This window comes from Cellulomonas algicola (assembly GCF_019024305.1).
GTDB lineage: Bacteria > Actinomycetota > Actinomycetes > Actinomycetales > Cellulomonadaceae > Cellulomonas > Cellulomonas algicola.
Window position 1 is genome coordinate 23,150 of the sequence record NZ_JAHKSJ010000032.1, and the last position, 24,780, is coordinate 47,929.

Below are 24,780 nucleotides of genomic sequence, written 5' to 3' on the forward strand. Positions count from 1 at the left end.
GCGGGTCAGGCGAGCGCCTTGGCCTTCAGCTGCGCGAACTCCTCGGCGCTGATCACGCCCTGGTCGTGCAGCTTCTTGGCGTCGGCGATCGCGCTCGCCGGTGACGTCTGCGCGGTCTGCCGGATGTAGGCGTCGGTCGCCGCCTGGTGCTCCTGGAGCTGCGCCATCTGCCGCTCGGCCATCCCGCGGCCGCGGGCGATGATGTAGATCAGCGCCGTCAGGAAGGGCAGGAAGATCAGCCCGATCACCCACAGCGCCTTGCCCCAGCCACCGAGCGTCCGGTCGCGGAACAGGTCGCCGATGATCTGGAACAGCAGCACCAGGTACATGAAGAAGACGAACCACCACACCAGCAGCCAGAACCAGTCCCAGAACGAATCCATCGCGTGCCTCCTCGGTCCTCGCCGGCGGGTCCCCGGCCAGGTCCACGATCCCGCGACCGGGTGGGCACTTTCCTCACCCGTCGTGGGTGATCGTCGCTGGTCAGAGCCCACGCGGAGGGTGAGCGGCTCGCCGTGCGGGGGTCGCCCGCGCGTGTGAGGCTGGAACCTGCTCGACGGCTTCGGAGGCGTGGCCGTACCCGGCCACCTCGGAGACCCGATGAAGTCGCCCCAACCCCGCGGCCCGCTCGGCGCGGCCGTCCTCGACGCCCTGACGGCGGCGGCACCGCGCACGGACGCCCCGGCGGACGACCGTCTCGTGCAGGCCGCGCGGCGTGCCGTCGAGCACAGCACCGACCTCCTGACGGACGAGGACGTCCAGCTCACGCTGTTCGTGCTCTACGAGCTGCACTACGCGGGCGTCGAGGGGGTCGACGAGGCGTGGGAGTGGGCGCCGGACCTGCTGCGTGCGCGGGCGGTCCTCGAGGAGGCGTTCGAACGTGAGCTGCGCCACCGGGTCACGGTGCCCGACGGCGTCACGGCCGACCGGCGCGCGGTCGCCGACACCCTGTTCGCACTGACCGCGCCGACACCTGGCCCGAGCCTGTCGCGGTACGTCGGCCGCCAGGCGACCGACGAGCAGCTGCACGAGCTCCTGGTGCACCGCTCGCTCTACCAGCTCAAGGAGGCCGACCCGCACACGTGGGCTGTGCCGCGCCTCGCGGGTGCCGCGAAGGCCGCGCTCGTCGAGATCCAGGCCGACGAGTACGGCGGCGGCGCGCCCGACCGCATGCACAGCGCGCTGTTCGCCCGCACGATGCAGGGCGTCGGGCTCGAGCCGACCTTCGGCCGGTACGTCGAGGACGTCCCCGCCGTGACGCTCGCCGCGGTCAACGCGATGTCGCTGCTCGGGCTGCACCGTCGGCTGCGCGGCGCGATCGCGGGGCACCTCGCGGCGTTCGAGATGACGTCGTCGCTGCCGAACCGGCTGTACGGCGACGGGTTCCGCCGGCACGGCTACGGCGACGACGTGACCGAGTACTTCGACGAGCACGTCGAGGCCGACGCAGTGCACGAGCAGATCGCGGGCCGCGACCTGGCCGGCGGCCTCGCGGAGCAGGAGCCCGAGCTCGTGCCGGACATCCTCTTCGGCGCGTGCGTGTGCCTGTTCCTCGACGACCTCGTTGCCGCGCACCTCGTCGGCGCGTGGGAGCGCGGCGAGTCGTCCCTGCGGGTCGCGGCATGAGCGCCGCGGACGAGCACGGCGCGACGCCCGTGCGCGGGTCGATCGTCGCGTGCCCCGACGGTCCGTTGCTGGTGCGTGGGGACGTGCCCGTGGTCGACGACCGCGGCGAGCCCGTCGTCAAGCACCGGGCGACCGTGGCGCTGTGCCGCTGCGGGGCGTCGGCGATCAAGCCGTGGTGCGACGGGAGCCACAAGGCGATCGGGTTCGAGGCGCCCTGAGACCGTGACGACCTGAGGTCGTGACGCCTGCAGGCGCTCCCGGTCGTCAGTCCCGCGGCACCTGCAGCACGCGCGACTCGCCGGGCTCGTCGGGGTCGTCGACGATCGGCACGTCGTCCAGCCACGCGCCGATGACGTGCGCGAGCTCGCCCGGGTGGCTGAAGTTCATCGCGTGAGCCGCGCCGACGATCACGGCGAGCGTGACGTGGTCGGGCGCGAGCCGCGCGACCTCGAACACCCGCCACGGCGGCGGCATCATCGGGTCGCGGCTGCCGATCACCGCGAGCGCGGGCACGTCGAGCCGCAGGATCCGCTCCTGCGACGGGAACCGGACGAGCTCGTCGAAGAGGCGCAGCGTGTTGACCGGTCCGAACCGCAGGTAGTCGGGCACCGCGGTGCGCGCCATCGCCGGGCTCTCGCGGCCCGCGTCCTTGAGCAGCTGCCACAGGCCCCGGACGAACGGCTGGTTGTACATGCCGCCCGCGGGGGAGGCGAGGACCGCGCGGTGCACGCGCTCGGGCGCGACGTGCGCGACCTCGAGCACGACCGGGCAGCCCATCGAGTTGCCGACCAGGACGACCTGCTCGAGCTCGAGCGCGTCGAGGACCTCGAGCACCGCGTCGGCGAGCGCGGGGATGCCGAGCGTCGACGGCGGGCTCTCGCTGCGCCCGTACCCCGGCAGGTCGGGCACGACGTTCCACGCGCGGTGGGCGAGGCGCTCGGCGGTCGGCAGCAACGACGTCCCGGAGATCGCGAAACCGTGCACGTGCAGGATCGGCACCGCGCCCTCGACGTGCGGCCCGCACCGCACGAGCACGCGGCGCCCGTCCACGCGGACGGTCCGTTCCGTCCAGCCGGCAGCCAGGTCGACCACGGCCCGATCCTGGCAGGTCGCACGCCGCCGCGCCCGCGATCGGCACCGCGCGGCCGCAGGACCACCCGCCGCGGGTGACGTCCGGGGGTACGCGGCGGCAGGACGCTGAGGGTCCGGACGTGCCGACGACGGGATGGCAGACCATGAGCGCAGGGGCGTCACCGTCCGGAGCACCGCTCGACCGCCGCCTCGCGCTCCTGCTCGCGATGGCGATGTTCGTGCTCGTGGTCGACACGTCGCTGATGAACGTGTCGATCTCCGCGGTCGTGCGGGACCTCGACACCACGGTCAGCGGCGTGCAGTCGGCGATCGCGCTCGAGGCGCTCGTCTCCGCGGCGTTCATCCTCATCGGCAGCAAGGTCGGCGACCTCGTCGGGCGCAAGCGCGCGTACGTGGTGGGCCTGCTCGGCTACGCGACCGGCGCGATCGCGATGACGCTCGCGCAGGGGCTCACCGCGATCATCGTCTTCTGGGCGGTCGTCGGCGGTCTCGGTGCGTCGCTGCTGCTGCCGTCGATGCAGTCGCTCATCCACGGCAACTTCAGCGGACCCGCGCAGAAGAGGGTCTACGCGCTCGTCGGGGCGTCGGCGTCGATCGCCGCGGCGGTCGGCCCGCTCCTCGGCGGCTTCATCACGACCTACCTGTCGTGGCGCGTCGCGTTCGCGCTCGAGGCCGTCGTCATCGCCGTCGTGCTGTCCGGCATCCGGCTCGTCAAGGACGTCCCGTACACGGGCGACCGGTCCGTCGACGTCGTGGGCGCCGTGCTGTCCGCGCTCGCGATGGGCGGCATCGTCCTCGGTGTGCTCGTCTGGCAGGAGGGCGGCGAGGCTGTCGGCGCGCTCATCGGCGTCGGCGCGATCGCGCTGGTCGTGCTGGTCCGCTGGCTGCTGCGCCGCAAGCGTGCGGGGCGGCCCGTCCTGCTCGACCCCGACCTGTTCCGCTCGACGCTGTTCCGCGTCGGCGTCTCGCAGCAGATGCTCCAGCAGATCGCGCTCGGCGGGCTCATGATCTCGCTGCCGATCTTCCTGCAGATGGTGCTCGAGTACGACGCGATGGCCGCGGGCCTGTCGCTCGCGCCGCTGTCCCTCAGCATGTTCGCGGTCGCGCTGCTCGCCGGGAAGCGTGCGGGCGCGCGCCGCCCGGCCGACCTGGTGCTGGCGGGGTTCGCGCTCGGGGTCGTGGGGGTCGGCGCGCTGATCCCCGTCGTGCCGCGCGCGTCGAGCGGATGGTGGCTGGTCGTCCCGCTCCTCGTCGTCGGGTCGGGCCTCGGCCTGCTCGTGTCGCAGCTCAACAACTACACGCTGTCGCCGATCTCCGAGGAGCGCGTGAGCGAGGCCGCCGGCGTGAACTCCGCGGCGGGGTCGTTCGGGCTCTCGTTCGGCCTCGCGTTCGCCGGTGCGCTCATGCTGGGTGCGCTGGCCGTCGGCTTCACCGCGCAGACCGACGCGAGCACGGTCCTCGACAGCGCCCAGCAGGAGCAGGTGTCGCGTGCGCTCGACGACGACGCGCAGCTGATGAGCACGACGCAGCTCACCGAGCTGCTCGCGGACGAGCCGCCGGCCGTGCAGGACGAGATCGTCCGCATCAACGACGAGGTGCGTCCGCGGGCGCTGCAGGTCGCGCTGCTGCTGCCGCTCGTCGCCGGCCTGCTCGGGCTCGTCAACGCGCTCCGGATGCGCCGCCTGCCCGACCCCGCCCCGAACAGCGCCGTCGAGGGCGCGGCGTTCGGCTGACCGCTGACCGGCGGCTGGCCGGCGGCCGTGCACGTTCCCCGCTCGGTCCGCGGGAACATGACGACGCCCCCCGCGTGAGGCACGACGGAGCCCCCCGGCGTCGTCGCCGAGGGGCTCCGCCTGACCGTCACGATGCGAGGATCTGCGCCTTCTGCACCTCGAACTCGGCCGGGGTCAGCACGCCCTGGTCGCGCAGCTCGGCGAGCTGCTTGAGGTGCGCGATCCTGGTGTCCATGTCCGGGCTCTCGGTCTCGGGCGTGGGCGCCGGCGCCGCGACGTACACGGGCTGCGCGTAGGCCGGCTGCGCGTAGCCCTGCGGCTCGGCGTAACCCTGGGGCTGGGCCTGGTCGGCCCAGCGCTGCTGCTGGCGGTGGTGCACGCGTCCGGACACGGCGCTCGCCGTGCCCGCGACGACGGCTGTGCGGGCCACCCCGCGGATCAGTCCTGGCATGGTCTCCTCCTCCTCCGGTTCGTCCGACCTGGGTCCGTCAGGCGGCGTCGAGGTCGTCGAGCGCCGCGAGGATCGCCTGCACGGGGATGCGGCCGCTCGCGACGAGCTGGCCGCCGCCGCGTCGCAGCGCGGACGCGAACGGAGCCGCCCACCGGTTCTCGAAGACGAGGATCCCCGCCGCCGAGCCGTTCTCGAGCGCCTTCGCGGCCTCGGCCACGTCGTCGTCCCCGATGAGGCCCGACGCGGCCCCCTCGAAGAACGAGAGGTCGACCTCGCCGGACGCGGCCTCGTGCAGCTCGAGCGCGTGCACCTCGCCGTCCTCGTCCTTCTCCACGAAGACGAGGTCGAGCACGCGGATGATCCCGCGGTCGACCAGGTCCACCAGCAGCGGGAACGCGGTCCCGTCCAGCTTGTTCCTCGGGAACTCGACGACCAGGTAGTCGATCGGCCCGAGCTCCTCGGTCGTGTCCTCCACGTCGCTCACGTCGTCCTCCTCGTGTCGTGCCCGCTGCGCGCGTGCCCGTGGGCGCCTCGACGGGTCCACGGGTTCGTCACTCTCGTCGCGCGCCGGCACACGCACATCACCCGCGGCGGGTGGTAGGTGCGGCGGAGCGGTCGTCAGTGGTGGAGCGAGAGCTTGAGCGCGACCATCGCGAGCCCGAGCAGGGCGGTGAGGACGCTCGCGACGAGCCGCCGCCAGCCCGTGATCCCGCCGCCGCCGGCCATGTTCCAGCCGACGAACCCGAGCAGGGCGACGTTGATGACGAGCGCGATCTCCACGCCGCGCGACGTCTCGACGCCGATGGCGGCCTCCACGAGCAGCACCACGACGGGCACGAGGCACGCCGCGACGAGCGGGAGGCCGTCCTGGACGACCTCGGTGCGCTCGTGCCCGTGCAGCGGCCGGCCGAGCAGGGAACGCAGCGCGATCCAGTGCGCGTACGTCTCGGCCGCCCAGTACACGAGCAAGGTGCCGACGAGCGCGATCGCGAGGCGCGCGAGCCCGAACTTCTCCGGCGCGGCCGCCAGCACCGAGCCCGTGATCACGAGGCCGTACAGGTGCGACGCGCGTCGCCGGTGCTGCTGCGCGTGCGACAGCGCGCGGACGGCCTGCTCGGGGCGGGTGCTGTCGGTCGTCACAGTGGCAGTCTGCACCCGGCGCCCGGAGGCGTCCCGGTGGCACGGCATCACCTGCGACGAGTGAGGCGACCGACCGGCACGTCGTCCTAGCGTCGGCCGGAAGGACGAGGCACCGCGGGCCCGGTTCGCGCCGGGTCGACCCAGGGAGGGTGGTCGTGACCCAGTCGACTCAGGCGCCGGCAACGCCCGGCACGTCCGGCAACGACACGCGCTGGTGGGCGCTCACGGCGGAGGAGGTCGCGCGCGCGCTCGGCACCGACCCGCGCACGGGCCTGGCCGACGGCGAGGTCGGCATGCGCCAGCGGCAGTACGGCCCGAACACGCTGACCGCGCAGGCGCCGCCGTCGGTGTGGTCGGTCCTGCTGGGGCAGGTGCGCGACCCGATGAACCTCATGCTCCTCGCCGTCGCGATCGTGAGCCTCGTCATCGGGCAGTTCTCGACCGCGGCGATCGTCGGGTTCCTCGTGCTGCTCAACGTCGTCATCGGGACGCGGCAGGAGATGCAGGCGCGCAAGAGCGTCGACGCGCTCGCGACGATGCAGGAGCCGATGTCGAAGGTGCGGCGCGACGGCGCAATCTCGCTGGTCCCGGCGCACGAGCTCGTGCCGGGCGACGTGGTCGAGCTGGAGGCCGGGGACATCGTGCCGGCGGACGGGCGGCTGGTCCGCACCGCGACGATGGAGACGCAGGAGGCGGCGCTGACGGGGGAGAGCGCCCCGATCGGCAAGGCGACCGACCCGCTCGCGGACGAGGACGTGCCGCTCGGCGACCGCGCCAACATGGCGTTCCAGAACACCGCGGTGACGCGCGGCACCGGCACCCTGCTCGTCACGGCGACCGGCATGACGACGCAGATCGGCCACATCGCGACGCTGCTGTCGTCGGTCGAGAAGACGAGGTCGCCGCTGCAGCGCGAGCTCGACGCACTGACCAAGGTGCTCGGCGCGATCGCGTGGTCCGCGGTCGCGCTCATCGTCGTCATCGGCGTGCTGCGCGGCGACCCGATCGGCGACCTGCTGTTCCTCGCGACCGCCGTCGCGATCTCCGCGATCCCGACCGGTCTGCCGACGTTCGTCCAGGCGATGCTCGCGTACGGTGCGAAGCAGCTCGCCGCAGCGAAGGCGATCGTCGCCAACCTCGCGGACGTCGAGACGCTGGGCGCGACGAGCGCGATCAACTCGGACAAGACCGGGACGCTCACGCTCAACGAGATGACGGTGACCGCGCTCTGGCTCGGCGGGCAGCACTACACCGTCGAGGGTGCGGGCTACGCGAAGACCGGTCGGATCCTGTCGCCCGCGGGTGCCGAGGTGCCCGACCTGACCCCGCTCGCGTACGGGCTGTGCCTCGCGAGCGACGCGCTCGTCTCGGACGACGGTGCGGTCGTCGGCGACCCCACCGAGGCCGCCCTCGTCGTGCTCGCGGCGAAGCTGGGCGTCGACGCCGAGGAGAGCCGGCGGACCTATCCGCGCGTCGCCGAGGTGCCGTTCGACTCCGCCTACAAGTTCATGGCGTCCGCGCACTGGATGCCCTGGCGCGACCAGCCACGCGTGCTCGTCGAGGTGGTCAAGGGCGGGCCGGACGTCGTGCTCCAGCGGTGCACGCACGCGCTCGCCGCGCCCGGCCGGTTCGTCGACATCGCCGAGCTGCGGCCCGCGATCGACGCCGAGCAGGACCGGCTCGCGCAGTCCGGCCTGCGCACGCTCGCGTTCGCGGTGCGCATCCTCACGCCGGCCGACGAAGCGGGCATCGTCGCCGACCCGATGGCGTACGTGCAGCAGCTCGTGTTCGTCGGGATGGTCGGGATCATGGACCCCCTGCGGCCGTCGGCCAAGGTGTCCGTCGAGATCGCCCACCGCGCGGGCATCGACGTCCGCATGATCACCGGCGACCACGCCGTCACCGCGTCCGCGATCGGCACCGACCTCGGCCTGCCGCCCGGCGCGATCAGCGGCGCCGAGCTCGCCCGCATGACCGACGACGAGCTGCTCGCCCGGCTGCCCGACCTGCACGTCTTCGGCCGCGTCACCCCCGAGGACAAGCTGCGGCTCGTGCAGCTCATGCAGCGGCAGGGGCTCGTCGTCGCGATGACCGGCGACGCCGTCAACGACGCCGCCGCGATCAAGCAGGCCGACATCGGCGTCGCCATGGGGTCCGGCAGCGAGGTCACCAAGCAGGCCGCGCGCCTCGTCCTCACCGACGACAACTTCTCGACCCTCGTGCACGCCGTCGAGCTCGGCCGCAGCATCTACCAGAAGATCACCGCGTACATCCGGTTCCAGATGAGCCAGCTCATCGGCCTGGTCCTGCTGTTCCTGCTCGCGACGATCGCGGACCTCAACGGCGGCGTCGCGCTCACGCCGATGATGGTGCTGTTCCTCAACTTCTTCGTCTGCGTCGGGCCCGTCATCGCGATCATGCTCGACCCGGTCGGGCCCGAGATCATGAGCCGCCCGCCGCGCGACCCGAGGCTCGGGATCGGCAACCGGCGCGCGATCGGCCGCTGGGTCCTCTACGGCGTCGTCCTGTGCCTCGCGACTGCTGTGCCGCTCGTCCTCGGCCCCGACGAGCTGTCCAAGGACCAGCCGAGCGCGTCCATGACGATGGCGTTCGTCGTGATGGGCCTCGGGTCGACCCTGTCCGGCCTGGTCCTGCGCCGCGAGCCCGAGTCCGGGCTGCTGCCGCCCGTGCTGTCGGCCGTCAAGGTGCTCACGGTCCCGGTGCTGCTCGTCGTGCTCGCCACCGAGCTCGACTTCCTGCAGGGGTGGCTCACGACGCAGTCGCTCACGAGCCCGCAGTGGTTCGCGGCGATCGGGCTCGCGCTCCTGCTGCCGCTCGTCGCGGAGATCGACAAGGCGTTCATGCGGCGCCGTCGTGCGACACCCGCACCGCTGACCCCCCAGGAGGCGGTCAGCCCGGTGCGGGCGCGCACGACGGAGCGCTGAACCGGGTCAGCCCGCCGTCGGCGGGACCGGCCCGTACAGCGGCTGGACCTCGGCCATCTCGATGTCCGCGGTCGCCTGGATGAGCGCGAGCAGCTCCGGGTCGAGACCCGGCGAGAACTCCTCGAACCGCTCCTCGGCGATCGTCGACGGCACCCCCGCGGGCGCCTGCTCGGACGCGTCGAGGGTCGTGCCGTCCTTCGACGGCGACATGCCCTGGAAGATCCGACCGGCCTCGGAGGCCGCCGTCAGGTCGAACGAGTACTGCTTGCTCTGCAGTCCCAGGTCGAGCAGCTTCTTGACCTCGGGGAACTTCTCCGCGTTCGTCTTCGGGATCGGCAGCACCTTCGCCCAGTCGACGCCGAGCGTCTCGAGCGCACGCGCGTAGGCGTTCTCGTGCGCCTGGTCCCGCACGATGAGGTACGAGATCGTCGAGCGCGCCGTCTTGTTCGCCGTCATCTCGTAGATGCGGCACTTCTGCAGCCGACCCGTCGACTCGAGCATGAGGTTGTAGAGCAGGTCGAGCACGAGGTTGCCCGAGTTGTAGACGTAGGACCCGCTCCACGGGTTGCCCGCGGCGTCGACGGGCAGCGCGCCCTGCGCCGCGACGAGGTAGTGGTGGATGTTGCTCTCGTCGAGCGCGAGACGCAGGGGCGTGTCACCACCGCTGCCCGGCTGGTCGAGCGGGTCCGTCTTCTTGCCGTGGTAGCGGGGAGAGCCGTCGAGGAGGCGCGCGATGGTCGTCCCGATGAGCTCGACGTGGCTGATCTCCTCCGTCCCGATGCCCTGGAGCAGGTCGCGGTACGGCTTCCCGGCGGGTCCACGGAAGTTGATGCTCTGGAACAGGTACTGCATCATCGTCCGCATCTCGCCGAACTGACCGCCCAGACCTTCCTGGAGCGCGTTCGCGGCGGCCGGGTCGGGCTCGTCGGCCTCGATCTCGTTGATGAGCCTCTGGACGTGCAGGTACACGGTGGACCTCCTCGGTGGAGCGGACCGGACCCGGCCCGCGGGCGTTGCTCAGCTCGACCCGCCCGACGATCGGCGCCGGGCCGGCGACGGGCAGCGGGGCCGGGGGAGCACCCGCCGCCCGCGTCCGTCAGACGCCCGTGCCGGACGTCGGCGACCCCTCGGCGTGCGCGCCGCGCACCTCCTCGGTCGCGCCGCCCGCCTGCGACCTCAGGTCCGCCGCCGCGTCCTGGCCGTCCTGGCGCAGCGTCTGGCCGGCCTCGGTCGCCCGGTCCTTGACCGCGGTCGCGGCCTCCTGCGCCGTCTCCTTGAGGTTGCCCGCGACGTCCTGCGCGACGCCCTTGGCGCCCTCGACGAGCGGGGCGGCCTGCTCCTTGGCGGTGCGGGCGAGCTCCTGCTCCTTGCGGCTCGCCGGCATCAGCGACGAGACGAGCCACCCGATGCCGAAGGCCACCAGGCCCGCGGCGAGCGGGTTGCCCTGCGCCTTCTCCTTCGCGGCCTGGGGGAGGTGGCCGGCCGTGTCGCCGACGGACGACACCATGCCGGACGCACGGTCCCGCACGTCGTGCGCGGCCTGGCTCGCGGAGCCGGCGGCGTCCGAGGTGCTGCCCATGACGCGGTCCTTCACGCCGCCCACCGCCGTGCGGACCTTCTCGGTCTGCCGGTGGACGACCTGGCTCGGGCTGACCTTGTCGGTCAGCGCGTCCACGTCGGAGCTGAGCTCCGCACGCGTGCGCTCGATGTCCTCACGGATCTGCTCCGGGTCGGTGCTCATGCGTTCTTCTCCTCCTGGCCTCGCAGGGCGTTCGGGATCTTGCTGACGGTGTCGGTCGTGCGGGGCAGCCTCTCGACGCGCTTGGACTCGGCGCGACCGCGTGCGAAGAGCACAGCCGCGACGATCGCCCAGACGACGGCCACGACCACCGCGGACCAGCCGTGGCCGATCGCGTCGCCGAGCGCCCACCAGAGCGCGATCGACAGGAACAGGAGCACGAAGTGCCCGGCGACGCCCGCACCGGCGAACATCGACCCGCTCTTGGCGGCGTGCTGCACGGCCTGGCGGGCCTCGGCCTTCGCGAGCTCGACCTCCTGCCGCATCAGCGTCGACAGGTCGCGCGAGATCTCGCCGACGAGCTCGCCGACCGACGGCTGCGGGGGAGCGGAGCCGGTCTCACTCATCGCAGCTCACCCGTCAGCGGGTCCGGCGTCGTGGTCGTGGACGCCGTCGGGGGCGGGGTCGTCGGCTCGTACGCCGTGGTCGTCGGCGCGTACGCCGTGGTCGTCGGCGCGTACGCGGCCGACGTCGACCGCTCCGGCACCGCGCTCACGCGCACCGGGTTGGTGCCCGGCGTCCTGCGGGACGACCCCGAGGTGTCGTCCGACGACGCGTCCTTCAGACCGCGCGTGAGACGGCCGAGCACGATGCCCGTGCCCGCGGCGACGAGGAGGAACGTGCCGGGCCGGCGCCGTGCGAAGCGGCGCACCTCGTCGAGCAGCTCGTCGGGGCCGTGCCCGTCGAGCCAGTCGCCGAGGTCGCCCAGCCGCTCGCCGACGTTGCGGACGAGGTCCGTCGCCAGACCCTGCTCCTGCGACGACGACGCCATCTGCGTGAGCTGCTGGCCGGTCGTGGAGAGACCGCCCGCGAGGCGGCGCTGCTGCGTCCCGGCCTGGTCGGCCACCTCGCCACGGGCCTGGTGCCACAGGTCGCCGAGCTGGCGGCGCGCCTCCTGCCCGACGGCGCGCGCCTCCTCCTTGGCCTCGCCGAGCAGCTGGCCGCCCGCCTCGGTCGCGGACTCCTTGAGGTGCTGCGCCTGCTCGCGGGCCGTGTCGGCGGTGCTCGACGTCGAGCCACCGGACGGCGAGCCGCCGGAGCCGCCCGAGCCGCCGTAGCCGGAGCCGCCAGTGGTGCCCGACGTCGTCCCGGTGCTGCCGAAGGTGCTGCCGGACGTCGTGCCGGACGTCGTCCCGCTGGGGTACGCGGTGCTGCCGCCGGTCGCTGCGGTGCCGGACGTCGTGCTCCCGCCGCTGGGGACGGTGCTCCCGCCCGGGTTGGTGCTGGTGTACGGGTCAGCCATGATGCGCCTCGTCTCGGGATCGGTGGGTGCGACCTCGACGTGGGCGCAGCTCGCGCTCAGGTCGAGGAGTCGACGGAGCGCGAACCTTCTTGCCGCGGATGGACCGTCGTGGGCACGGGATGCCGGCGCTCGTGCGCTCGGCGGGGGGACTCGTGCCGCGACCCGGGTGCCTGTCCTGCCCCGGGGGACGGTCTGCCGGACGGTTGTGCGCTGCCCGACGTTTCGACGCTAGGCCAGCCTCGCGACGGCCGCCATTCGGACGACGCCGCGGCCGCGCGCCCGCCGGCGCCCGCTCTCACAGCGTGCAGCGTCGTCGCAGGTCACGGGGCCGCGACGCTGCGCGCACGAGTCGCCGCCCCCCGTAGGGCATCCCTCCCGTGACGCGGCGACCGAGTGCGAGCCACGAGCAGACGCCTCGCTCGAGCACCCACACGGGGGCGAGCGCGGCGGACGTCGCGGGGAAGACGGCGGCGCCGCCGGCCCGCTCGCGCCCGCGCCACGCGACGAGCACGGCGGCAGCGCCCAGGACGACCGCCGGGCCGGGCCGGTGGCGGAGCGCCGACCACGCCAGCACGGGCAGCACGGCGGCCTCGGCGACGAGGCGCGACGGCTGCGCGAGGCTGTCGTACGCCTGCCGGACCCGCTGCGACCAGAAGTACCGCGTCGACGGCGGGCGTCGCGCGACGAACAGCCCGGGGGCGCGCCGCTCGGTCCCGCCGACCGCGCGGATCGTGCGCAGCAGCTCGAGGTTCTCGAACAGCACGTCGCCTGCGTACCCGCCCGCGCGCAGCAGAGTCGTGCGGCGGACGACGAGCGTCCCCGGGAAGTCCTCGCCGAGGCCGCGGTTCACCAGCGCGCGCGCGGTGTCCCATCGCGCGTGCCAGGGGAGCGGCCGGAACACGTTCTGCACGCGCACGACGTCGGCGTCGGCGAGCATCCCCACGGCCGTGCGCAGCTGCGCGGGGGTCCAGCGGACGTCGTCGTCCGCGATCACGACGGCGTCGGCGCGCGCGAGGCGGACGCCCGTCATGACGCCGCCGACCTTGCCGTTCGCGCCCGGCCACGGCGCGGGCCGCACGTGCCGGACGGTCGTGCCCCAGGCGGCGGCGTGCGCCGCGAACCGCGCGGGCGGCGAGCCGTCCACGACCGTGACGGGCACGTGCCGTGCGAGGTCGCGCAGGTACGCGGTGAGGTCGGCGAGGTCGTCGTCGCGCTCCCAGCGCAGGGGCAGGACGTACTCGGCGTCGAGGAAGCGCGCGTCGTGCGGCTCGCCGACCCGGCCGGGCCGTGCGGCGACCGCCGTCCTGTGCGTCCCGGTGCCACCGTCGGCGCCTGTCCGCAGCTCCATGGGCCCGCCCCCGTCCCGCGGTGTGCGGCACCGGAGCTGGACCCGTCCTCAGGCTAGGAGGGTCCGGCCGGGAGCGCGTCCCGAGGGGTGGGCGGTGGGTCGCAGTGCGGCGACGACCGGCGCAGCGGTGGCCGCCACCACGCCCGTCGCGGGAGCCGGTGGGTCAGCGGCCCGTCCACCCGAGCAGCACGAAGAGGTCCGACTCCTCGCGCGTGCCGCCCAGGTAGGCCTGCGCGACGGCCGTCGCACCGCGGCGCTCCGCGGTCCACAGGTCGAAGTCGACCGACCGGACCCACGAGGTCGGCAGGAGGCCGAGCAGCGCACCCGTGCGGGAGAGCACCGCGACGTCCCCGTCGGGGGTGCGCTGCAGCAGGACGTCGGCGCGGCTGATGCGGTCGGTGGGACCGGTCCACGCGCCGCGGCGGAAGTCACGGACCCGGACGCCCGTGAGGCGACCGCGCGACGGGACACGGAGCTGTGACGGTGCAGGTGCGAGCGTCGTCTGGGTCATGGCACGGAATGTAGGGCCGGTCGGTGACCCCGGCACCTCGAGCGTGCCCTCGTCCGGGGCGGTCACGCGGAGGTCAGGAGGCCGCGTCGGGCGCGACCGTGACCTGCGCTCGGGCGGCGAGGTCGTCGGGCACGCCGTCGTCGTCGTGCGGCGCGCGGACGTCCTGCGGGTGCAGCCGCACGGCGACGAGCGCGACGTCGTCCTCGCCGGCATCGGCGGGGAGCTCGGCGACCAGGGCGTCGGTCAGCGACTCGAGCGGCTCGTCACCGACCCGCTCGAGCGTCCGGCGCAGCTCCGCGAGCCCGGCGCGCAGGTCGCGGTCGCGCCGTTCGATGAGCCCGTCCGTGTACATCAGGAGGGTCGAGCCGCGCTCGACGACGACCTCGCTCTCGTTGCGAGGGCTGTCCGGGACGATGCCCAGGAGCGGTCCGTGGTCGCGCGCCTCGAGCACGACGACCGACCCGTCGGACGCCACGACCATCGGCGGCAGGTGGCCGGCCGACGACCACCGGATGCGGGTCACGCCACGCTCGCGCTCCTCGGGGGTCTGCTCGAGGCGGGCGACGACGACGGTCGCGGGCGTCCCGATCCGCAACGTGCGCATCGCCGCGTCGAGCTGGGCCAGGACGCCCGCGGGACCGTCCTTGGTCGTGACGGCGATCGCGCGGAGCATCGAGCGCAGCTGTCCCATCACGGACGCCGCCTCGATGTCGTGCCCCGCGACGTCGCCGATGACGAACATCGTCGCTCCGTCGGGCTGCAGGAAGGCGTCGTACCAGTCGCCGCCGACGTGCGTCGACTCGCCGGCGGGCCGGTACCGGACGACGACCTCGAGGTCGTCGGGCTCGACGGGCTCGGTGAGCAGCGCGCGCTGCAGCGCCTCGGCGACGTCACGCTGCTGCCGGAAGCGGCGCGCGTTGTCGAGCGCGAGCGCCGCCGCTGCGGTCACCTGGCGCAGCGTGGTGAGCTCGTCGTGCCCGAGTGCGTCGCGTGCCGCGCCGAACATCGACAGCGCACCGATCGTGCGGCCCGCCCGCACGAGCGGCAGCACCACGAGCCACGTCGGGGCGAGCGTGTCGACCAGCCCGTGCACCCGACCGGGGTGCAGCACGCCCTTGAGCGCGACGGCGGCGCCCGTGCGGACCTCGACCAGCTCGCCGCGCCGGATCGCGTCGAGGAGGAACGCGTGCTCGGACATCGCGCCGATCCGCGCGGCGGCGTACTCGGCCACGACCGCGCGCAGCGCGGGGTCGGTGTGCCACGTCGCGATGTCGCGCAGGCGCCGACGTCCCGGCCGCGGTTCCTCGTCGTCCACGAGGGTGACGACGCACCAGTCCGCGAGGGCCGGCACGAGGAGCTGGGCGAGGCGGTCGGCCGCGACGTCGGCGTCCATGGTCGAGGCGAGCTCGGCGGTGACCCGCGCGAGCATCGGCGCCCGCCCTGCCGCACCGGCGTCGGCCGCCGTCGCATGCCGCACCACCGCACGCTCGCGGGCCGACGGGTGCGCGTTCACCGCCTCACCGTATGTCACGGCCCGTCACGTGCTCACCTCACGGCCGGGTGACGGTCAGCGACGCCGGACAGCAGCACGTGCGCCGCCGACCTCTCCGGCAGGTCGGCGGTGAGCGCGCAGTCCCCGGCCCGGATCGTGACCGTGGCGGTGTCCTGGTACGCAGGGTGCGGTTGCGCGGTGACGGTGTCGATCGTCGCCAGGCCGACGACGAGCCGGGACGCCGAGTGTTTAGGAGTCCGGCCGCGCACGAGCCACGCGCGACGCCCGACCACCTCGAGGGCCCGGTCGTCGCCCGCGACGACGGCCCCGTGCAGCGTCATCGGGGAGACCGCGTGCGTCAGCCGGTGCGCGGCCGCCCGCAGCCCGCGGCCGTACCGGTGCACGACGCGACGCTCGTGCCACGCCCACGCGCGCAGCTGCGCGTGCCGGCGCGCCACCGCGAGGACGTCCGCGCGCAGGGCGGTGTCGTCGCCGCCGAGGCGGACGTCCTGCGGGGGAGCGGCGGTGAGGTGGGCGGCGTCGAGGAGGCGGCGGCCGACCGATCCGGCGGGTGCGGCCCGGAACGAGTCGCGGAGCGCGTCGACCAGTCGGTCGACGGTCTGCCGGGACGAGCCGTTGTACCTGACCGTCAGCGGTCGGCCCGTCCGCGGGTGGAGGGTGAGGCTCGCGTCGAGCATGCTCACGACGTCGTGCACGGCGGCGACGTCACGGAGCGCGATCTCCCGCACGTCGTAGGGGCGCGTGGGGGCCGGTGCACCCCGCCGCGAGGTCGTGACCGTCCGGCTCAGCACGGTGAGGCGCGCGTCGTCGAGGACGAGCAGGTGGTCGTACAGGTCCATGCCGGGGTGCGCGTCGCGTCGCGCGATGTTGCGCGGCACCTTGAGGACCAGCCGGGTCGACGTGAGGTCGAGGGGGTGGTCGCGGTACAGCCGCGGCACGTCGTCGGGCGTCGTCACCTCGTCGACCCAGGGGCCGAAGCGGGCGTACTCGGTGGTCTCGGTCGTCATGGTGTCCCGTTCCACGTGTCAGTCTCGGCCGATGCGGGTGAGCAGGTCGAGGCAGGGCTGCAGGTCGAGCCCCTCGACCCGGTCGAGCACGCGTCGACGCGCGCTCGCGACCTGGGCCGGCCGCGCCTCGGCCAGGAGTGCGCGCCCGGGATCGGTGAGGACCGCCTCGGAGCCGCGACCGTCCGCGGTGCTGGGGCGCCGTACCACGAGACCGCGGCGTTCGAGCGCGGTGACGACGCGCGTGACGCCGGCCAGCGACAGGCCGGACTCGACGGCGAGCTCGCCCATCCGCAGCCCGTCGGGCGCCTCGCTGAGGTGCAGCAGCGTGAAGTACTCGGTGGTGCGCAGCCCGACGGCCCGGCCGAGGTCCTGCTCGAACGCGCGCGGGACGCGGACGACCGCACGCGCGAGCGCGCGCAGCAGCTGCTCCTCCTGCGCGGTGAGGGGCGGGACGTGTGCGTCGACCATGCCGTCAAAGTACTTCACCAGTGAAGTACACCGCGGGACGTCCGACCCCGGTGCCCGGGTCTGGTCGCGTCCACCCGCCCGGCGTAGCGTCGCGAGGGTCAGCGCGCACACGAGCGAGAGGGCGGACGAGCGATGAGCATGATGGCCGACATGATGAAGTCCATGCCGACGCAGACGACCGGCATGGACATGACCGCGATGCAGCCGTGCATCGAGGCGTGCTCCGCGGCGGCGATGGCGGCGACGATGTGCGCGGACGCCGACGGCGGCGAGGGCATGGGGCGATGTGCGTCCATGTGCGCCAGCACGTGCGACGTCGCCACCACGACGATGCGCATGATGATGCGGCCCGCGGGCTACGACATGGGTGTCATGACGTCGATGATGGCCGCGTGCGTCGCGATGGGCGAGGCCTGCGCGGCCGAGTGCGACATGCACGCCGAGATGTCCGAGCACTGCCGCATCTGCGCCGCGGCGTGCCGTGCCATGGTCGACGCGTGCCGCACGGCGATGGGGTCGATGAGCACGTCCTGAGGCGAGCGCGGCCGGCCCGACGGGCAGCGCGGCCGGCCTGACGGACTCAGGAGCGGACGTCGTCCGTCGGCCGCGCCGCGAACCAGACGCCGCCGACGGCGAGCAGCTCGGCGACCGGGTGCACGGCGACCGGCTCGCCGGGCTCGGGCGTCGCACGCGTCGTCAGGGTGCGGGTGCCGCCGTCGAGCAGGGCGACCGTCACGAGCGCGTCGCCCTGCACGACGACGATGCCGTCGCGCCAGGCGGTCGGGGAGGCGGTGGCGACGACCTCCTGGATGGGCAGGACGTCGACGCGGGTGGTGGGCTGAGGCACGGGAGGCTCCGGGGTGTCCGGTGGGGCGGTGTCGGGTGCTGCTCCGCGCTCACGGGCGTGCGGCCCGGGCGAGGGAGCGGCGGTGCGTGCGGTCGACGCGTGGGTCCGCACCCTCGGACCAGGCAGGACACCTGCGGGGACGACGCGGACCGGCTGACTACGAGGTCGTCAGCGACACATTCGACACAGACACCGGATCGTCGGCAGCACGTCGGAGGCGCCCGCGGCACGCGGGTTCTCGGACAGGGGCCGGACGACGGACATGGTTCGAGTGTGAGAACGGCGTCCGCATGCTGTCAAGGACGGTCGGATGGCGGACGCGCGACCGTCCGCAGGTCCCGAGCAGCGCGTGGACGGGCCGGCGAGCGCGCCGCGCGGCGGCGGACGGCGGTCACCGCTTCGCGAGCTTCGTGGCGAACGCCGCCTTGACCTGCGCCTCGACCCGGAACGCGTCGGCCTCGCCCTCGAGGCCCCGGTAGGCGGCGAGGACCGCGTCGCGGAGCTTCCCGGCCTGCGTCCGGACCGCCGAGGTGTCCGACGCCACAGGCCGTTTCGCCCGGGTGACCTTCGTCCAGGCCGCGGACAGCCGGGCGATCGCGGTGTCGATCGCCTGCAGCCGCTCGCGCAGCGTCTTCTCGGTCGTCGTCGGGCGCTTCGCGGCCGCCATCGCCGTGAGCTTCGGCCGGAGCACGTCGGTCTGCCACGTCGTGAAGACGGCGACGTGCGGGGCGCCGTCGGCGAGCACGGAACCCGGCTGGGCGAGTGTGTCGAGACCGGTGAACGCGTCGGAGTGCTGCATGAGCAGCGTGAGCAGCTCCTTGTGCTTGCCGTACATGACGTCGAACATGCGCTCGGCGTGCGCCACCTGGTCGGCGTCCAGGGGCTTGGCGTAGGTCGTGGCGCGGACCGCCTCGACGACCGCCACCGGGATCTTCGTCGTCGCGTGGATCTGCGCGGGGTCTGCTTCTGGGCGAGCAGCGAGCGGAGGACGACGACGTCCTGGTCGGCGTGCCGCGACTCGTGGTAGAGCGTGCCGACGACCTCCGTGACCTCCTGCGGGTCCAGGTCGCCGAGCACGCGCGGGGGTGTGTCGCCGGAGGTGAAGCTCGCGGTGTTGATCTTCACCTTCCACGTCTCCGAGTCGAACGAGCCGGCCGCCCCCGCGTCCGTCACGAGGGTCCAGGCGAACAGCGGCACGCCCGCGGCCTTGAGCTCGCCCGCGATCGTCGTCATGACCGCCTTCACGAAGTCCTCGAGCGGCAGGTCCTTCTTCGACCGGTAGAGCTGCGCGGCCTGGTCGACGTACGCGGTCCGGCTCGTCGGCAGGTCGAGCCCGTACGGGGCGCGCTGCACGACCGGGTGAGCAGTCGTCGGCGAAGGCTGACGGCGGACCGCCTGGCGGGCCGCCCGGTTGCCGGCGGTCCGCTGCAGCGCGACCAGCGCGTCCGCGGAGAGGGGGCCCGTCGGCGCGACGACGCCCCGGCGACGCGGGCCGCGCGGTGCGCTCGCCTGGTCACCTGCTGGCACTCGCGGTGTCCCGACGCCGTGCGCTCGCACGGTCGCCTCCCCTCCGGCAGGCACTCGTCAGCACTGTACCGACGACGCGCGGCGTCGGGACGGCAGGTGCGGTCGACCCGACGGAGACGACCGCACCCGCGCGAGGTCACGGCGTGATCGTGAGCGGCTGCTCCCCGAAGGTGAGACGCCAGTCCGGATTGGTCGAGCTGAACGTCGCCGGGTCGATGACCTGCTGCTCGGTGACCCAGTCGATGAGCAGCTGGCGGATCTCCACCTGCCGGTTGACGAGCACGGGAGCGCTCGTGACGCCGGGGAAGCTGCCGCCGCCGGACTGCCGGTAGTTGTTGATCGCGACCACGAAATCCTGGCCGTCCGTGACGGGTGTGCCGTCGTAGGCGAGCCCGGTGATGCGGCTGCCCACGGGCTGCCCGAGGTCGATGTCGTACGTGAGCGGCGCGTCCAGCCCGCGCATGACGTCGTCGTTGTAGTCCGGCGTGCCGTTGGGGGCCGTGGCCGTGGGGGCGTTGGTGAGGTCCGCGGACGCGTAGGTGCCCGCGGCGGTGACGGGCTTGAAGTACTCCGCCGACTTCTCCAGGTACGCCTTCACCTGCGCACCCGTGAGCCGGATGCCCATGAGGGTGTTGTCGTAGATGTACAGCCCCGCGACGTCGCGGACCGACACCTCTCCGGCGGGGATCGCGGCCTCCCGGTTGAACGGCGCGGCGATCGACAGCACCGGGAGGTCGGCGTCGGCCCCCGTCAGCTCGGCCTGCACGGCCTGCGCCTGGACGTGGTTGATGAGGTCGAGCGCCGCGGTGTCCTCGTAGCGCGCGGTCGCCGCGGACATCGCCTCGGTCGACGTGCCGATCACGCTGTTGACGTAGGCGACGACCGTGGCCTGCTCGTCGGCGAGCAGGTCGACGATCTCGGGGTCCTCCGGGACGGTGTTCGCGTTCAGCACGTCCGCCTCGACGCCGTCGACCGTCCACCTCCCGCGGTGGAACGTGAGGTCCACGTCGAAGGTCGACAGGCGCATGCCCCAGCGCAGCGGCTCGGACAGCACGACCGGCTTGCCCGTGGCCGTGTTCGTGACCACCCGCTCGGGGATCTCCTGGTGCGCGTGCCCGACGAGGATCGCGTCGATGCCCGGCACCTGCTGCGCGACGAGCGTCGCGGCGTTCTCCGGGAACGGCAGCGCGTCGCCGTACGACGACGACGTGTCCGCGCCCGAGTGCGCGGACACGATGACGACGTCCGCCCCCTTGCGCCGCATCTCCGGGACGTAGCGCTGCGCGGCCTCGACGAGTCCGCCGAACTGCATCTGGCCCTCGACGTTCGCCTTGTCCCAGATCGCGATGCCCGGGTTGGTCAGGCCGAGGATGCCGACCCGCACGGGCTTGCCGCCCCGCGGGTGCAGGGTCTCGATGACGTAGGGCGCGAACGCGGGCTTCCCGGTGCGCGCCGACGTCGCGTTCGCGCCGAGCAGCGGGAAGTCGAGCTGCCGCTGGAACGTGCGCAGCAGCGGGATGCCGTAGTTGAACTCGTGGTTGCCGAGCGCCGCCGCGTCGTACCCGATCGCGTTCATCGCCGCGGCCATCGGGTGCACGCCGCCCTCCGTGATCGGCTCGACCTTCGCGTAGTAGTACGCGAGCGACGTGCCCTGGATCGTGTCGCCGGCGTCGACGAGCAGCGTGTTGCGGGCACCGCGGTCCGCACGCACCTGGTCGACGAGCGTCGAGATCTTCGCCAGGCCCACGTCGTTGTGCGCGCTGTCGTCGTACTCGGCGTCCTTGAAGTAGTCCCAGTTGAGGACGTTGCCGTGCAGGTCGCTCGTGCCCATGACGGTGATCGAGTAGGTGCGGTCGTGACCGCGACCGTGGTCGGCGGTGTCGCCCGCGGTCGCGGGCGTCGCGAGGGCGAGCGCGAGCGCGGCGGTCGCGGTGACCACGGCGACGCGTCGGCGGGTGCGCCGTGGGGTGGGGGAGCGCATGGGCGAGACCTCCTGGGGTGTGGCGGTGCGCACCGGTCGGTGACGCGGCGCACCGTACTCCGGACGGGTGACAGCCACACGTCGGCCGGCCGCCCGACGGTGACCGCGAGGCGGCGCGGCGGTGACGTCGGCGCCCGTCGCGCGGTGACGGGCCGCGCGCCGTAGCGTCGGGGGCTCCGACCCCTCGTCCCACCTGGAGGTCCTCGATGGCTCCGTTCGGCCGCCGCTCGCGGGAGCACCCCCGCACCCGCGACACCGACCGGCAGGAGCTCTCGCCGCCCCGCCCGGTGCGCGGCGCGTCGGGCCTCTGGTCCGACGGCGTCGGACGCGCCGGGACGCGTTCGCTGCAGGTGCTCGCGATCATCGCGCTCGTCGCCGTCCTCGTGTTCGTGGTGACGCGGCTGACGCTCGTCGTCATCCCGGTGCTCATCGCGCTCGTGCTGGCCGCGGCGATCTCACCGCTCGTCACGTTCCTGCGCCGCAAGGGCCTGCCGTCGCTCGCGGCGACGTGGATCGCGCTGGTCGCGCTCGTCGCGCTGCTGGCGCTCATCCTCTGGCTGGTCGTGCGGGCGGTCGTGAACCAGTGGGACGCGCTCCGCGACCAGGCCCTCGACGGCTTCGACGAGCTCCAGGCCTACGTCGAGGGCCTGCCGTTCGACATCACCGAGGAGCAGATCCAGTCGGTGCGCGACTCGGTCACGGGCCTGCTGCAGTCCGACGCGGTCAGCGCGGGCGCGGTCGCGGGCGTCTCGCAGACCGTCGACTTCGTCGCCGGCTTCTTCATCATGGTCGTCGTCCTGTTCTTCTTCCTGAAGGACGGCCCGACGATCTGGGAGTTCCTGCTCCGGCCCTTCGACGGGCACCGGTACGAGCGGGGCCGGCGCATCGGCGTCACGACCGTCAGCACGCTGGGCGGCTACATCCGCGGGACCGCGATCGTCGCAGCCGTCGACGCCGTCGCCATCGGCATCGGCCTCGCCATCGTGGGCGTGCCGCTGGTGATCCCGCTGTCGGTCCTCGTCTTCCTGCTCGCGTTCATCCCGCTGGTCGGCGCGACGCTCGCCGGGATCCTCTCCGCGCTCGTCGCCCTCGTGGCGGTCGGGCCCGTCGAGGCGCTGATCGTCGTCGCGATCGTGGTCGTGGTGAACCAGGTCGAGGGCGACTTCCTCCAGCCGATCGTCATGGGCCGCGCGCTGCAGCTGCACCCGCTCGTCATCCTGTTCGCGCTGACCGCCGGCACGGTGCTCGCCGGTCTCACCGGCGCCGTCCTGGCCGTGCCGATCGCCGCCTCGATCTGGCGGGCGGTGCAGGTGTGGGACGGTCCCGACCTGCCGGCCCGGTTCGCCCGGCCCAAGAAGCGGGACGCGCTCGCGGCGAGCTCGGCCGTCGTGGAGCCCGCGTCGCGCGCATGACGGCGCGCGGCTCGTCCGTCGTGCGCGCCCGTCGGCGCCGGTGCGCCCGCCCGCCCGCGCGCTCGCGTCAGGCGGCGGGTGTGCCGACGGCGGAGGCGAGCCGGGTGTCGAGCGCCACGACCCGGCGCGCGTGCCCGACGGCCTCGTCCAGGTGCGCGAACACCTGGTCGTCGTCGAGCGGGTCGAGCACCCCGACGCGGCGCGCGAGGCCGAGGTGGTCCGGCTGGAGCCCCTTGACGAGGACGGTCACGCCGCGGCGGTGCAGCCCGGCCACGAGCTCGCCCAGGACCTGTGCGCCGGTCGCGTCGAGGAGCTGCACCTGCGACAGGCGCAGGACCACGACGCTCACGCCGTCGATCGCCGCCACCCGCTCCAGCACGCGCTCGGCGGCCGCGAAGAACAACGCACCCTCGACGCGGAACAGCGCGATCCGCTCGTCGCCGGCGACGGGTGGTCCGGGCAGCTCCTCCCGGTGCACGCCTGCGGCGCGCGCCATCGCGCGCAGGCTGAGCGCGGCCGCGACGACGATCCCCACGCCGACGGCGTAGACGAGGTCGACCGAGACCGTCACGACGGCCGTCAGCGTGAACAGCGCGGCTGCCGCCCGCGTCGACCGGACGACGAGGCGCACGCCGCGCGCGGAGACCATGCGGACCGCCGTGACCATGAGGACGCCGGCGAGCGCGGGCAGCGGCACGTGCGCGACGACCCCGCTCAGGCTGCCGACGACCGCCAGCAGGACGAGCGCGTGCACGACCGCCGCGACGCGCGTGCGGCCGCCGGAGCTGACGTTGACGGCCGTGCGGGCGATCGCGCCCGTCGCGGGCATGCCGCCGAAGAGCCCGGACGCGACCGAGGCGAGACCTTGGCCCACGAGCTCGCGGTCGGCGTCGTACGGTCCGGTGCTCGCGTGCGACGAGGCCACGCGCGCCGACAGCAGCGACTCGATGGCCGCGAGAGCGGCGACCGTCACAGCCGGGCCGGTGAGCCCGGCGAGCGTCGTGAGGTCGACCGTCGGCCACGCGGGCGCGGGGAGCCCGGCGGGGAGCGCGCCGATCGTCGCGACGGGCAGGTGCGCCACCGCGGTCACGACCGTGACGAGGGCGATCGCGACGAGCGACCCGGGCACCGCGGGGTGCACCCGCGGAGCGAGCAGCATCACGGCGACGACGGAGGCGACCACCCCGGCCGACCAGAGCGCGTCGGGCGCGGTCGCCTCGCCGAGGGACTGGAGCGCCGCGACCGCGGCGTTGGCGTCGTGTCCGGCGGCGGGCACGCCCACCGCGGCGGGGACCTGCTGCAGGAAGATGAGGATCGCGATGCCGAGGGTGAACCCCTCGATCACCGGCCACGGGATCATGCCGACGAGGCGCCCGAGGCGCAGCACGCCGGCGACGACGACGAGCGCACCGGCCAGCAGCGCGACGACGGGCACCGCGCCGGCGCCGTGCGTCGCGACGATCGGCGCGAGGACGACGACCATCGCGCCGGTCGGGCCGGACACCTGGACGTGCGACCCGCCGAGCACCGCGGCCACGAGACCCGCGACGATCGCTGTGACCAGGCCCGCCTCTGCGCCGACGCCCGAGCTCACGCCGAAGGCGAGCGCGAGCGGCAGCGCCACGACGCCGACGGTGACCCCCGCCAGGAGGTCGGCCCGCCAGGACGTGCGCAGGGCGGCGTAGTCGTGCCGTCCCGGGAGCAGCGTCCGGAGGCCGGAGCCGGCCCTCACCGCGGGGCCGTCATGGACGCGGACTCGTCGGCGACCGCGGCGAGCTGGTCCTGGGTCGAGCGCAGGATCTCGCCGAGGAGCTCGCGCGCGACGCGCAGCAGCTCGGCGACGTGCGCGGACGCGAGGCGGTAGTCGACCGCGCTGCCGCGTCGCGCGGACTCGACGAGGTGGTAGCGGCGCAGGACCGCGAGGTGCTGCGAGAGGTGCGACGCCTCGAGCCCGGTCTCGGCGATGAGCGTCGAGACCGGGACGTCGTCCCCCGCCGCGAGGAGCTCGAGGATGCGGATGCGCACGGGGTGCGCCAGGCCCTTGAAGAGGTTCGCCTTGACCTCGTTGAGCGGCGGCGAGGAAGGCATGCGCGTCCTGTCCCTTGACGATGTGATGGATCCATCATATCGCTGGACGG

26 protein-coding genes are annotated in these 24,780 nt (G+C 73.8%); 7 read left to right on the plus strand and 19 right to left on the minus strand.

The features are described from left to right. Positions 1-5: 5 nt before the first annotated feature. Positions 6-383, minus strand: a complete 378-nt coding sequence (locus tag KOV94_RS18770; RefSeq protein ID WP_124343115.1) for an SHOCT domain-containing protein — start codon at positions 381-383, stop codon at positions 6-8. A 217-nt stretch (positions 384-600) separates the two neighbouring features. On the opposite strand from KOV94_RS18770, the gene KOV94_RS18775 reads away from it, so the two are divergent. Next, a complete protein-coding gene (locus tag KOV94_RS18775; RefSeq protein ID WP_124343114.1) occupies positions 601-1,626 on the plus strand; it encodes an iron-containing redox enzyme family protein in 1,026 nt (341 codons plus the stop codon). Beyond that, complete coding sequence (locus KOV94_RS18780; RefSeq protein WP_168677083.1) at positions 1,623-1,844, plus strand: CDGSH iron-sulfur domain-containing protein; 222 nt, start codon at positions 1,623-1,625, stop codon at positions 1,842-1,844. Before KOV94_RS18775 ends, KOV94_RS18780 begins: the two co-directional genes overlap by 4 nt. A gap of 46 nt (positions 1,845-1,890) precedes the next feature. Here KOV94_RS18780 and KOV94_RS18785 read toward each other — a convergent pair whose 3' ends face one another. Further along, on the minus strand, positions 1,891-2,718 hold the full coding sequence (locus KOV94_RS18785) for an alpha/beta fold hydrolase (RefSeq protein ID WP_124343112.1): 828 nt from the start codon (positions 2,716-2,718) through the stop codon (positions 1,891-1,893). 143 nt (positions 2,719-2,861) lie between these two features. On the opposite strand from KOV94_RS18785, the gene KOV94_RS18790 reads away from it, so the two are divergent. Further along, positions 2,862-4,451, plus strand: a complete 1,590-nt coding sequence (locus KOV94_RS18790) for an MFS transporter (RefSeq protein WP_218052864.1) — start codon at positions 2,862-2,864, stop codon at positions 4,449-4,451. Positions 4,452-4,578: 127 nt separating this feature from the next. Here KOV94_RS18790 and KOV94_RS18795 read toward each other — a convergent pair whose 3' ends face one another. From KOV94_RS18795 to KOV94_RS18805, 3 genes are all read right to left on the minus strand, one after another. After that, positions 4,579-4,902, minus strand: a complete 324-nt coding sequence (locus KOV94_RS18795) for an SHOCT domain-containing protein (RefSeq protein ID WP_124343110.1) — start codon at positions 4,900-4,902, stop codon at positions 4,579-4,581. A 37-nt stretch (positions 4,903-4,939) separates the two neighbouring features. Then, on the minus strand, positions 4,940-5,386 hold the full coding sequence (locus KOV94_RS18800) for a DUF6325 family protein (protein WP_235843455.1): 447 nt from the start codon (positions 5,384-5,386) through the stop codon (positions 4,940-4,942). Positions 5,387-5,520: 134 nt separating this feature from the next. Next, complete coding sequence (locus KOV94_RS18805; RefSeq protein ID WP_235843454.1) at positions 5,521-6,042, minus strand: hypothetical protein; 522 nt, start codon at positions 6,040-6,042, stop codon at positions 5,521-5,523. A 155-nt stretch (positions 6,043-6,197) separates the two neighbouring features. On the opposite strand from KOV94_RS18805, the gene KOV94_RS18810 reads away from it, so the two are divergent. After that, positions 6,198-8,987 carry a cation-translocating P-type ATPase gene (locus tag KOV94_RS18810; protein WP_218052865.1) on the plus strand — a complete coding sequence of 930 codons (2,790 nt, stop codon included), beginning with the start codon at positions 6,198-6,200 and terminating at the stop codon, positions 8,985-8,987. Between the two features lie 6 nt (positions 8,988-8,993). On the opposite strand, the gene KOV94_RS18815 is transcribed toward KOV94_RS18810, so the two are convergent. The 9 genes from KOV94_RS18815 to KOV94_RS18855 form a co-directional block, all read right to left on the minus strand. After that, positions 8,994-9,956 (minus strand): manganese catalase family protein, encoded by a 963-nt coding sequence (locus KOV94_RS18815; RefSeq protein ID WP_124343107.1) that lies wholly within the window; start codon positions 9,954-9,956, stop codon positions 8,994-8,996. A 127-nt stretch (positions 9,957-10,083) separates the two neighbouring features. Continuing rightward, entirely contained in the window at positions 10,084-10,728 is a 645-nt protein-coding gene (locus KOV94_RS18820; RefSeq protein ID WP_124343106.1) for a DUF3618 domain-containing protein, read from the minus strand. Then, positions 10,725-11,132: a phage holin family protein gene (locus KOV94_RS18825; protein WP_218052866.1), complete on the minus strand. Its 408-nt coding sequence runs from the start codon at positions 11,130-11,132 to the stop codon at positions 10,725-10,727. Before KOV94_RS18825 ends, KOV94_RS18820 begins: the two co-directional genes overlap by 4 nt. Further along, entirely contained in the window at positions 11,129-12,028 is a 900-nt protein-coding gene (locus tag KOV94_RS18830) for a hypothetical protein (RefSeq protein WP_218052867.1), read from the minus strand. The genes KOV94_RS18825 and KOV94_RS18830 overlap by 4 nt, the downstream gene beginning before the upstream one ends. Before the next feature lie 295 nt (positions 12,029-12,323). Next, entirely contained in the window at positions 12,324-13,376 is a 1,053-nt protein-coding gene (locus KOV94_RS18835; protein ID WP_218052868.1) for a glycosyltransferase family 2 protein, read from the minus strand. 163 nt (positions 13,377-13,539) lie between these two features. Next, positions 13,540-13,887, minus strand: coding sequence for a hypothetical protein (locus KOV94_RS18840; RefSeq protein WP_218052869.1), 348 nt, complete (start codon positions 13,885-13,887; stop codon positions 13,540-13,542). Between the two features lie 73 nt (positions 13,888-13,960). Then, on the minus strand, positions 13,961-15,400 hold the full coding sequence (locus KOV94_RS18845; RefSeq protein ID WP_308160662.1) for a PP2C family protein-serine/threonine phosphatase: 1,440 nt from the start codon (positions 15,398-15,400) through the stop codon (positions 13,961-13,963). A gap of 32 nt (positions 15,401-15,432) precedes the next feature. Then, entirely contained in the window at positions 15,433-16,407 is a 975-nt protein-coding gene (locus KOV94_RS18850) for a hypothetical protein (RefSeq protein WP_218052870.1), read from the minus strand. An 18-nt stretch (positions 16,408-16,425) separates the two neighbouring features. Continuing rightward, positions 16,426-16,875 carry a MarR family winged helix-turn-helix transcriptional regulator gene (locus KOV94_RS18855; RefSeq protein WP_162352105.1) on the minus strand — a complete coding sequence of 150 codons (450 nt, stop codon included), beginning with the start codon at positions 16,873-16,875 and terminating at the stop codon, positions 16,426-16,428. Positions 16,876-17,007: 132 nt separating this feature from the next. Here KOV94_RS18855 and KOV94_RS18860 point away from each other — a divergent pair, with 132 nt between their 5' ends. Then, positions 17,008-17,409 (plus strand): four-helix bundle copper-binding protein, encoded by a 402-nt coding sequence (locus KOV94_RS18860; RefSeq protein ID WP_124342448.1) that lies wholly within the window; start codon positions 17,008-17,010, stop codon positions 17,407-17,409. Between the two features lie 46 nt (positions 17,410-17,455). Here KOV94_RS18860 and KOV94_RS18865 read toward each other — a convergent pair whose 3' ends face one another. Together KOV94_RS18865 and KOV94_RS18870 are read right to left on the minus strand one after the other, a co-directional pair. Further along, positions 17,456-17,722 (minus strand): nuclease, encoded by a 267-nt coding sequence (locus KOV94_RS18865; protein ID WP_124342449.1) that lies wholly within the window; start codon positions 17,720-17,722, stop codon positions 17,456-17,458. Between the two features lie 391 nt (positions 17,723-18,113). After that, entirely contained in the window at positions 18,114-18,647 is a 534-nt protein-coding gene (locus tag KOV94_RS18870; RefSeq protein WP_218052871.1) for a hypothetical protein, read from the minus strand. Positions 18,648-18,833: 186 nt separating this feature from the next. On the opposite strand from KOV94_RS18870, the gene KOV94_RS18875 reads away from it, so the two are divergent. Next, complete coding sequence (locus tag KOV94_RS18875) at positions 18,834-19,004, plus strand: hypothetical protein (RefSeq protein ID WP_218052872.1); 171 nt, start codon at positions 18,834-18,836, stop codon at positions 19,002-19,004. A gap of 381 nt (positions 19,005-19,385) precedes the next feature. Here the strand turns inward: KOV94_RS18875 and KOV94_RS18880 are convergent, their stop codons facing one another. After that, entirely contained in the window at positions 19,386-21,230 is a 1,845-nt protein-coding gene (locus tag KOV94_RS18880) for a bifunctional metallophosphatase/5'-nucleotidase (RefSeq protein ID WP_218052873.1), read from the minus strand. Between the two features lie 206 nt (positions 21,231-21,436). On the opposite strand from KOV94_RS18880, the gene KOV94_RS18885 reads away from it, so the two are divergent. Then, positions 21,437-22,642: an AI-2E family transporter gene (locus tag KOV94_RS18885; protein WP_218052874.1), complete on the plus strand. Its 1,206-nt coding sequence runs from the start codon at positions 21,437-21,439 to the stop codon at positions 22,640-22,642. 67 nt (positions 22,643-22,709) lie between these two features. Here the strand turns inward: KOV94_RS18885 and KOV94_RS18890 are convergent, their stop codons facing one another. Together KOV94_RS18890 and KOV94_RS18895 are read right to left on the minus strand one after the other, a co-directional pair. Next, positions 22,710-24,374, minus strand: a complete 1,665-nt coding sequence (locus tag KOV94_RS18890) for a SulP family inorganic anion transporter (RefSeq protein WP_218052875.1) — start codon at positions 24,372-24,374, stop codon at positions 22,710-22,712. Then, positions 24,371-24,730, minus strand: a complete 360-nt coding sequence (locus KOV94_RS18895; protein WP_218052876.1) for an ArsR/SmtB family transcription factor — start codon at positions 24,728-24,730, stop codon at positions 24,371-24,373. The genes KOV94_RS18890 and KOV94_RS18895 overlap by 4 nt, the downstream gene beginning before the upstream one ends. Positions 24,731-24,780: the final 50 nt, after the last annotated feature.

Coding starts and splice junctions, on each gene's coding strand:
- KOV94_RS18850 (WP_218052870.1), bottom strand. CDS start 16,407: ATGACGACCGAGACCACCGAGTACGCCCGCTTCGGCCCCTGGGTCGAC.
- KOV94_RS18880 (WP_218052873.1), bottom strand. CDS start 21,230: ATGCGCTCCCCCACCCCACGGCGCACCCGCCGACGCGTCGCCGTGGTC.
- KOV94_RS18840 (WP_218052869.1), bottom strand. CDS start 13,887: ATGACCCAGACGACGCTCGCACCTGCACCGTCACAGCTCCGTGTCCCG.
- KOV94_RS18860 (WP_124342448.1), top strand. CDS start 17,008: ATGAGCATGATGGCCGACATGATGAAGTCCATGCCGACGCAGACGACC.
- KOV94_RS18790 (WP_218052864.1), top strand. CDS start 2,862: ATGAGCGCAGGGGCGTCACCGTCCGGAGCACCGCTCGACCGCCGCCTC.
- KOV94_RS18820 (WP_124343106.1), bottom strand. CDS start 10,728: ATGAGCACCGACCCGGAGCAGATCCGTGAGGACATCGAGCGCACGCGT.
- KOV94_RS18825 (WP_218052866.1), bottom strand. CDS start 11,132: ATGAGTGAGACCGGCTCCGCTCCCCCGCAGCCGTCGGTCGGCGAGCTC.
- KOV94_RS18770 (WP_124343115.1), bottom strand. CDS start 383: ATGGATTCGTTCTGGGACTGGTTCTGGCTGCTGGTGTGGTGGTTCGTC.
- KOV94_RS18885 (WP_218052874.1), top strand. CDS start 21,437: ATGGCTCCGTTCGGCCGCCGCTCGCGGGAGCACCCCCGCACCCGCGAC.
- KOV94_RS18895 (WP_218052876.1), bottom strand. CDS start 24,730: ATGCCTTCCTCGCCGCCGCTCAACGAGGTCAAGGCGAACCTCTTCAAG.
- KOV94_RS18795 (WP_124343110.1), bottom strand. CDS start 4,902: ATGCCAGGACTGATCCGCGGGGTGGCCCGCACAGCCGTCGTCGCGGGC.
- KOV94_RS18775 (WP_124343114.1), top strand. CDS start 601: ATGAAGTCGCCCCAACCCCGCGGCCCGCTCGGCGCGGCCGTCCTCGAC.
- KOV94_RS18835 (WP_218052868.1), bottom strand. CDS start 13,376: ATGGAGCTGCGGACAGGCGCCGACGGTGGCACCGGGACGCACAGGACG.
- KOV94_RS18830 (WP_218052867.1), bottom strand. CDS start 12,028: ATGGCTGACCCGTACACCAGCACCAACCCGGGCGGGAGCACCGTCCCC.
- KOV94_RS18855 (WP_162352105.1), bottom strand. CDS start 16,875: ATGGTCGACGCACACGTCCCGCCCCTCACCGCGCAGGAGGAGCAGCTG.
- KOV94_RS18780 (WP_168677083.1), top strand. CDS start 1,623: ATGAGCGCCGCGGACGAGCACGGCGCGACGCCCGTGCGCGGGTCGATC.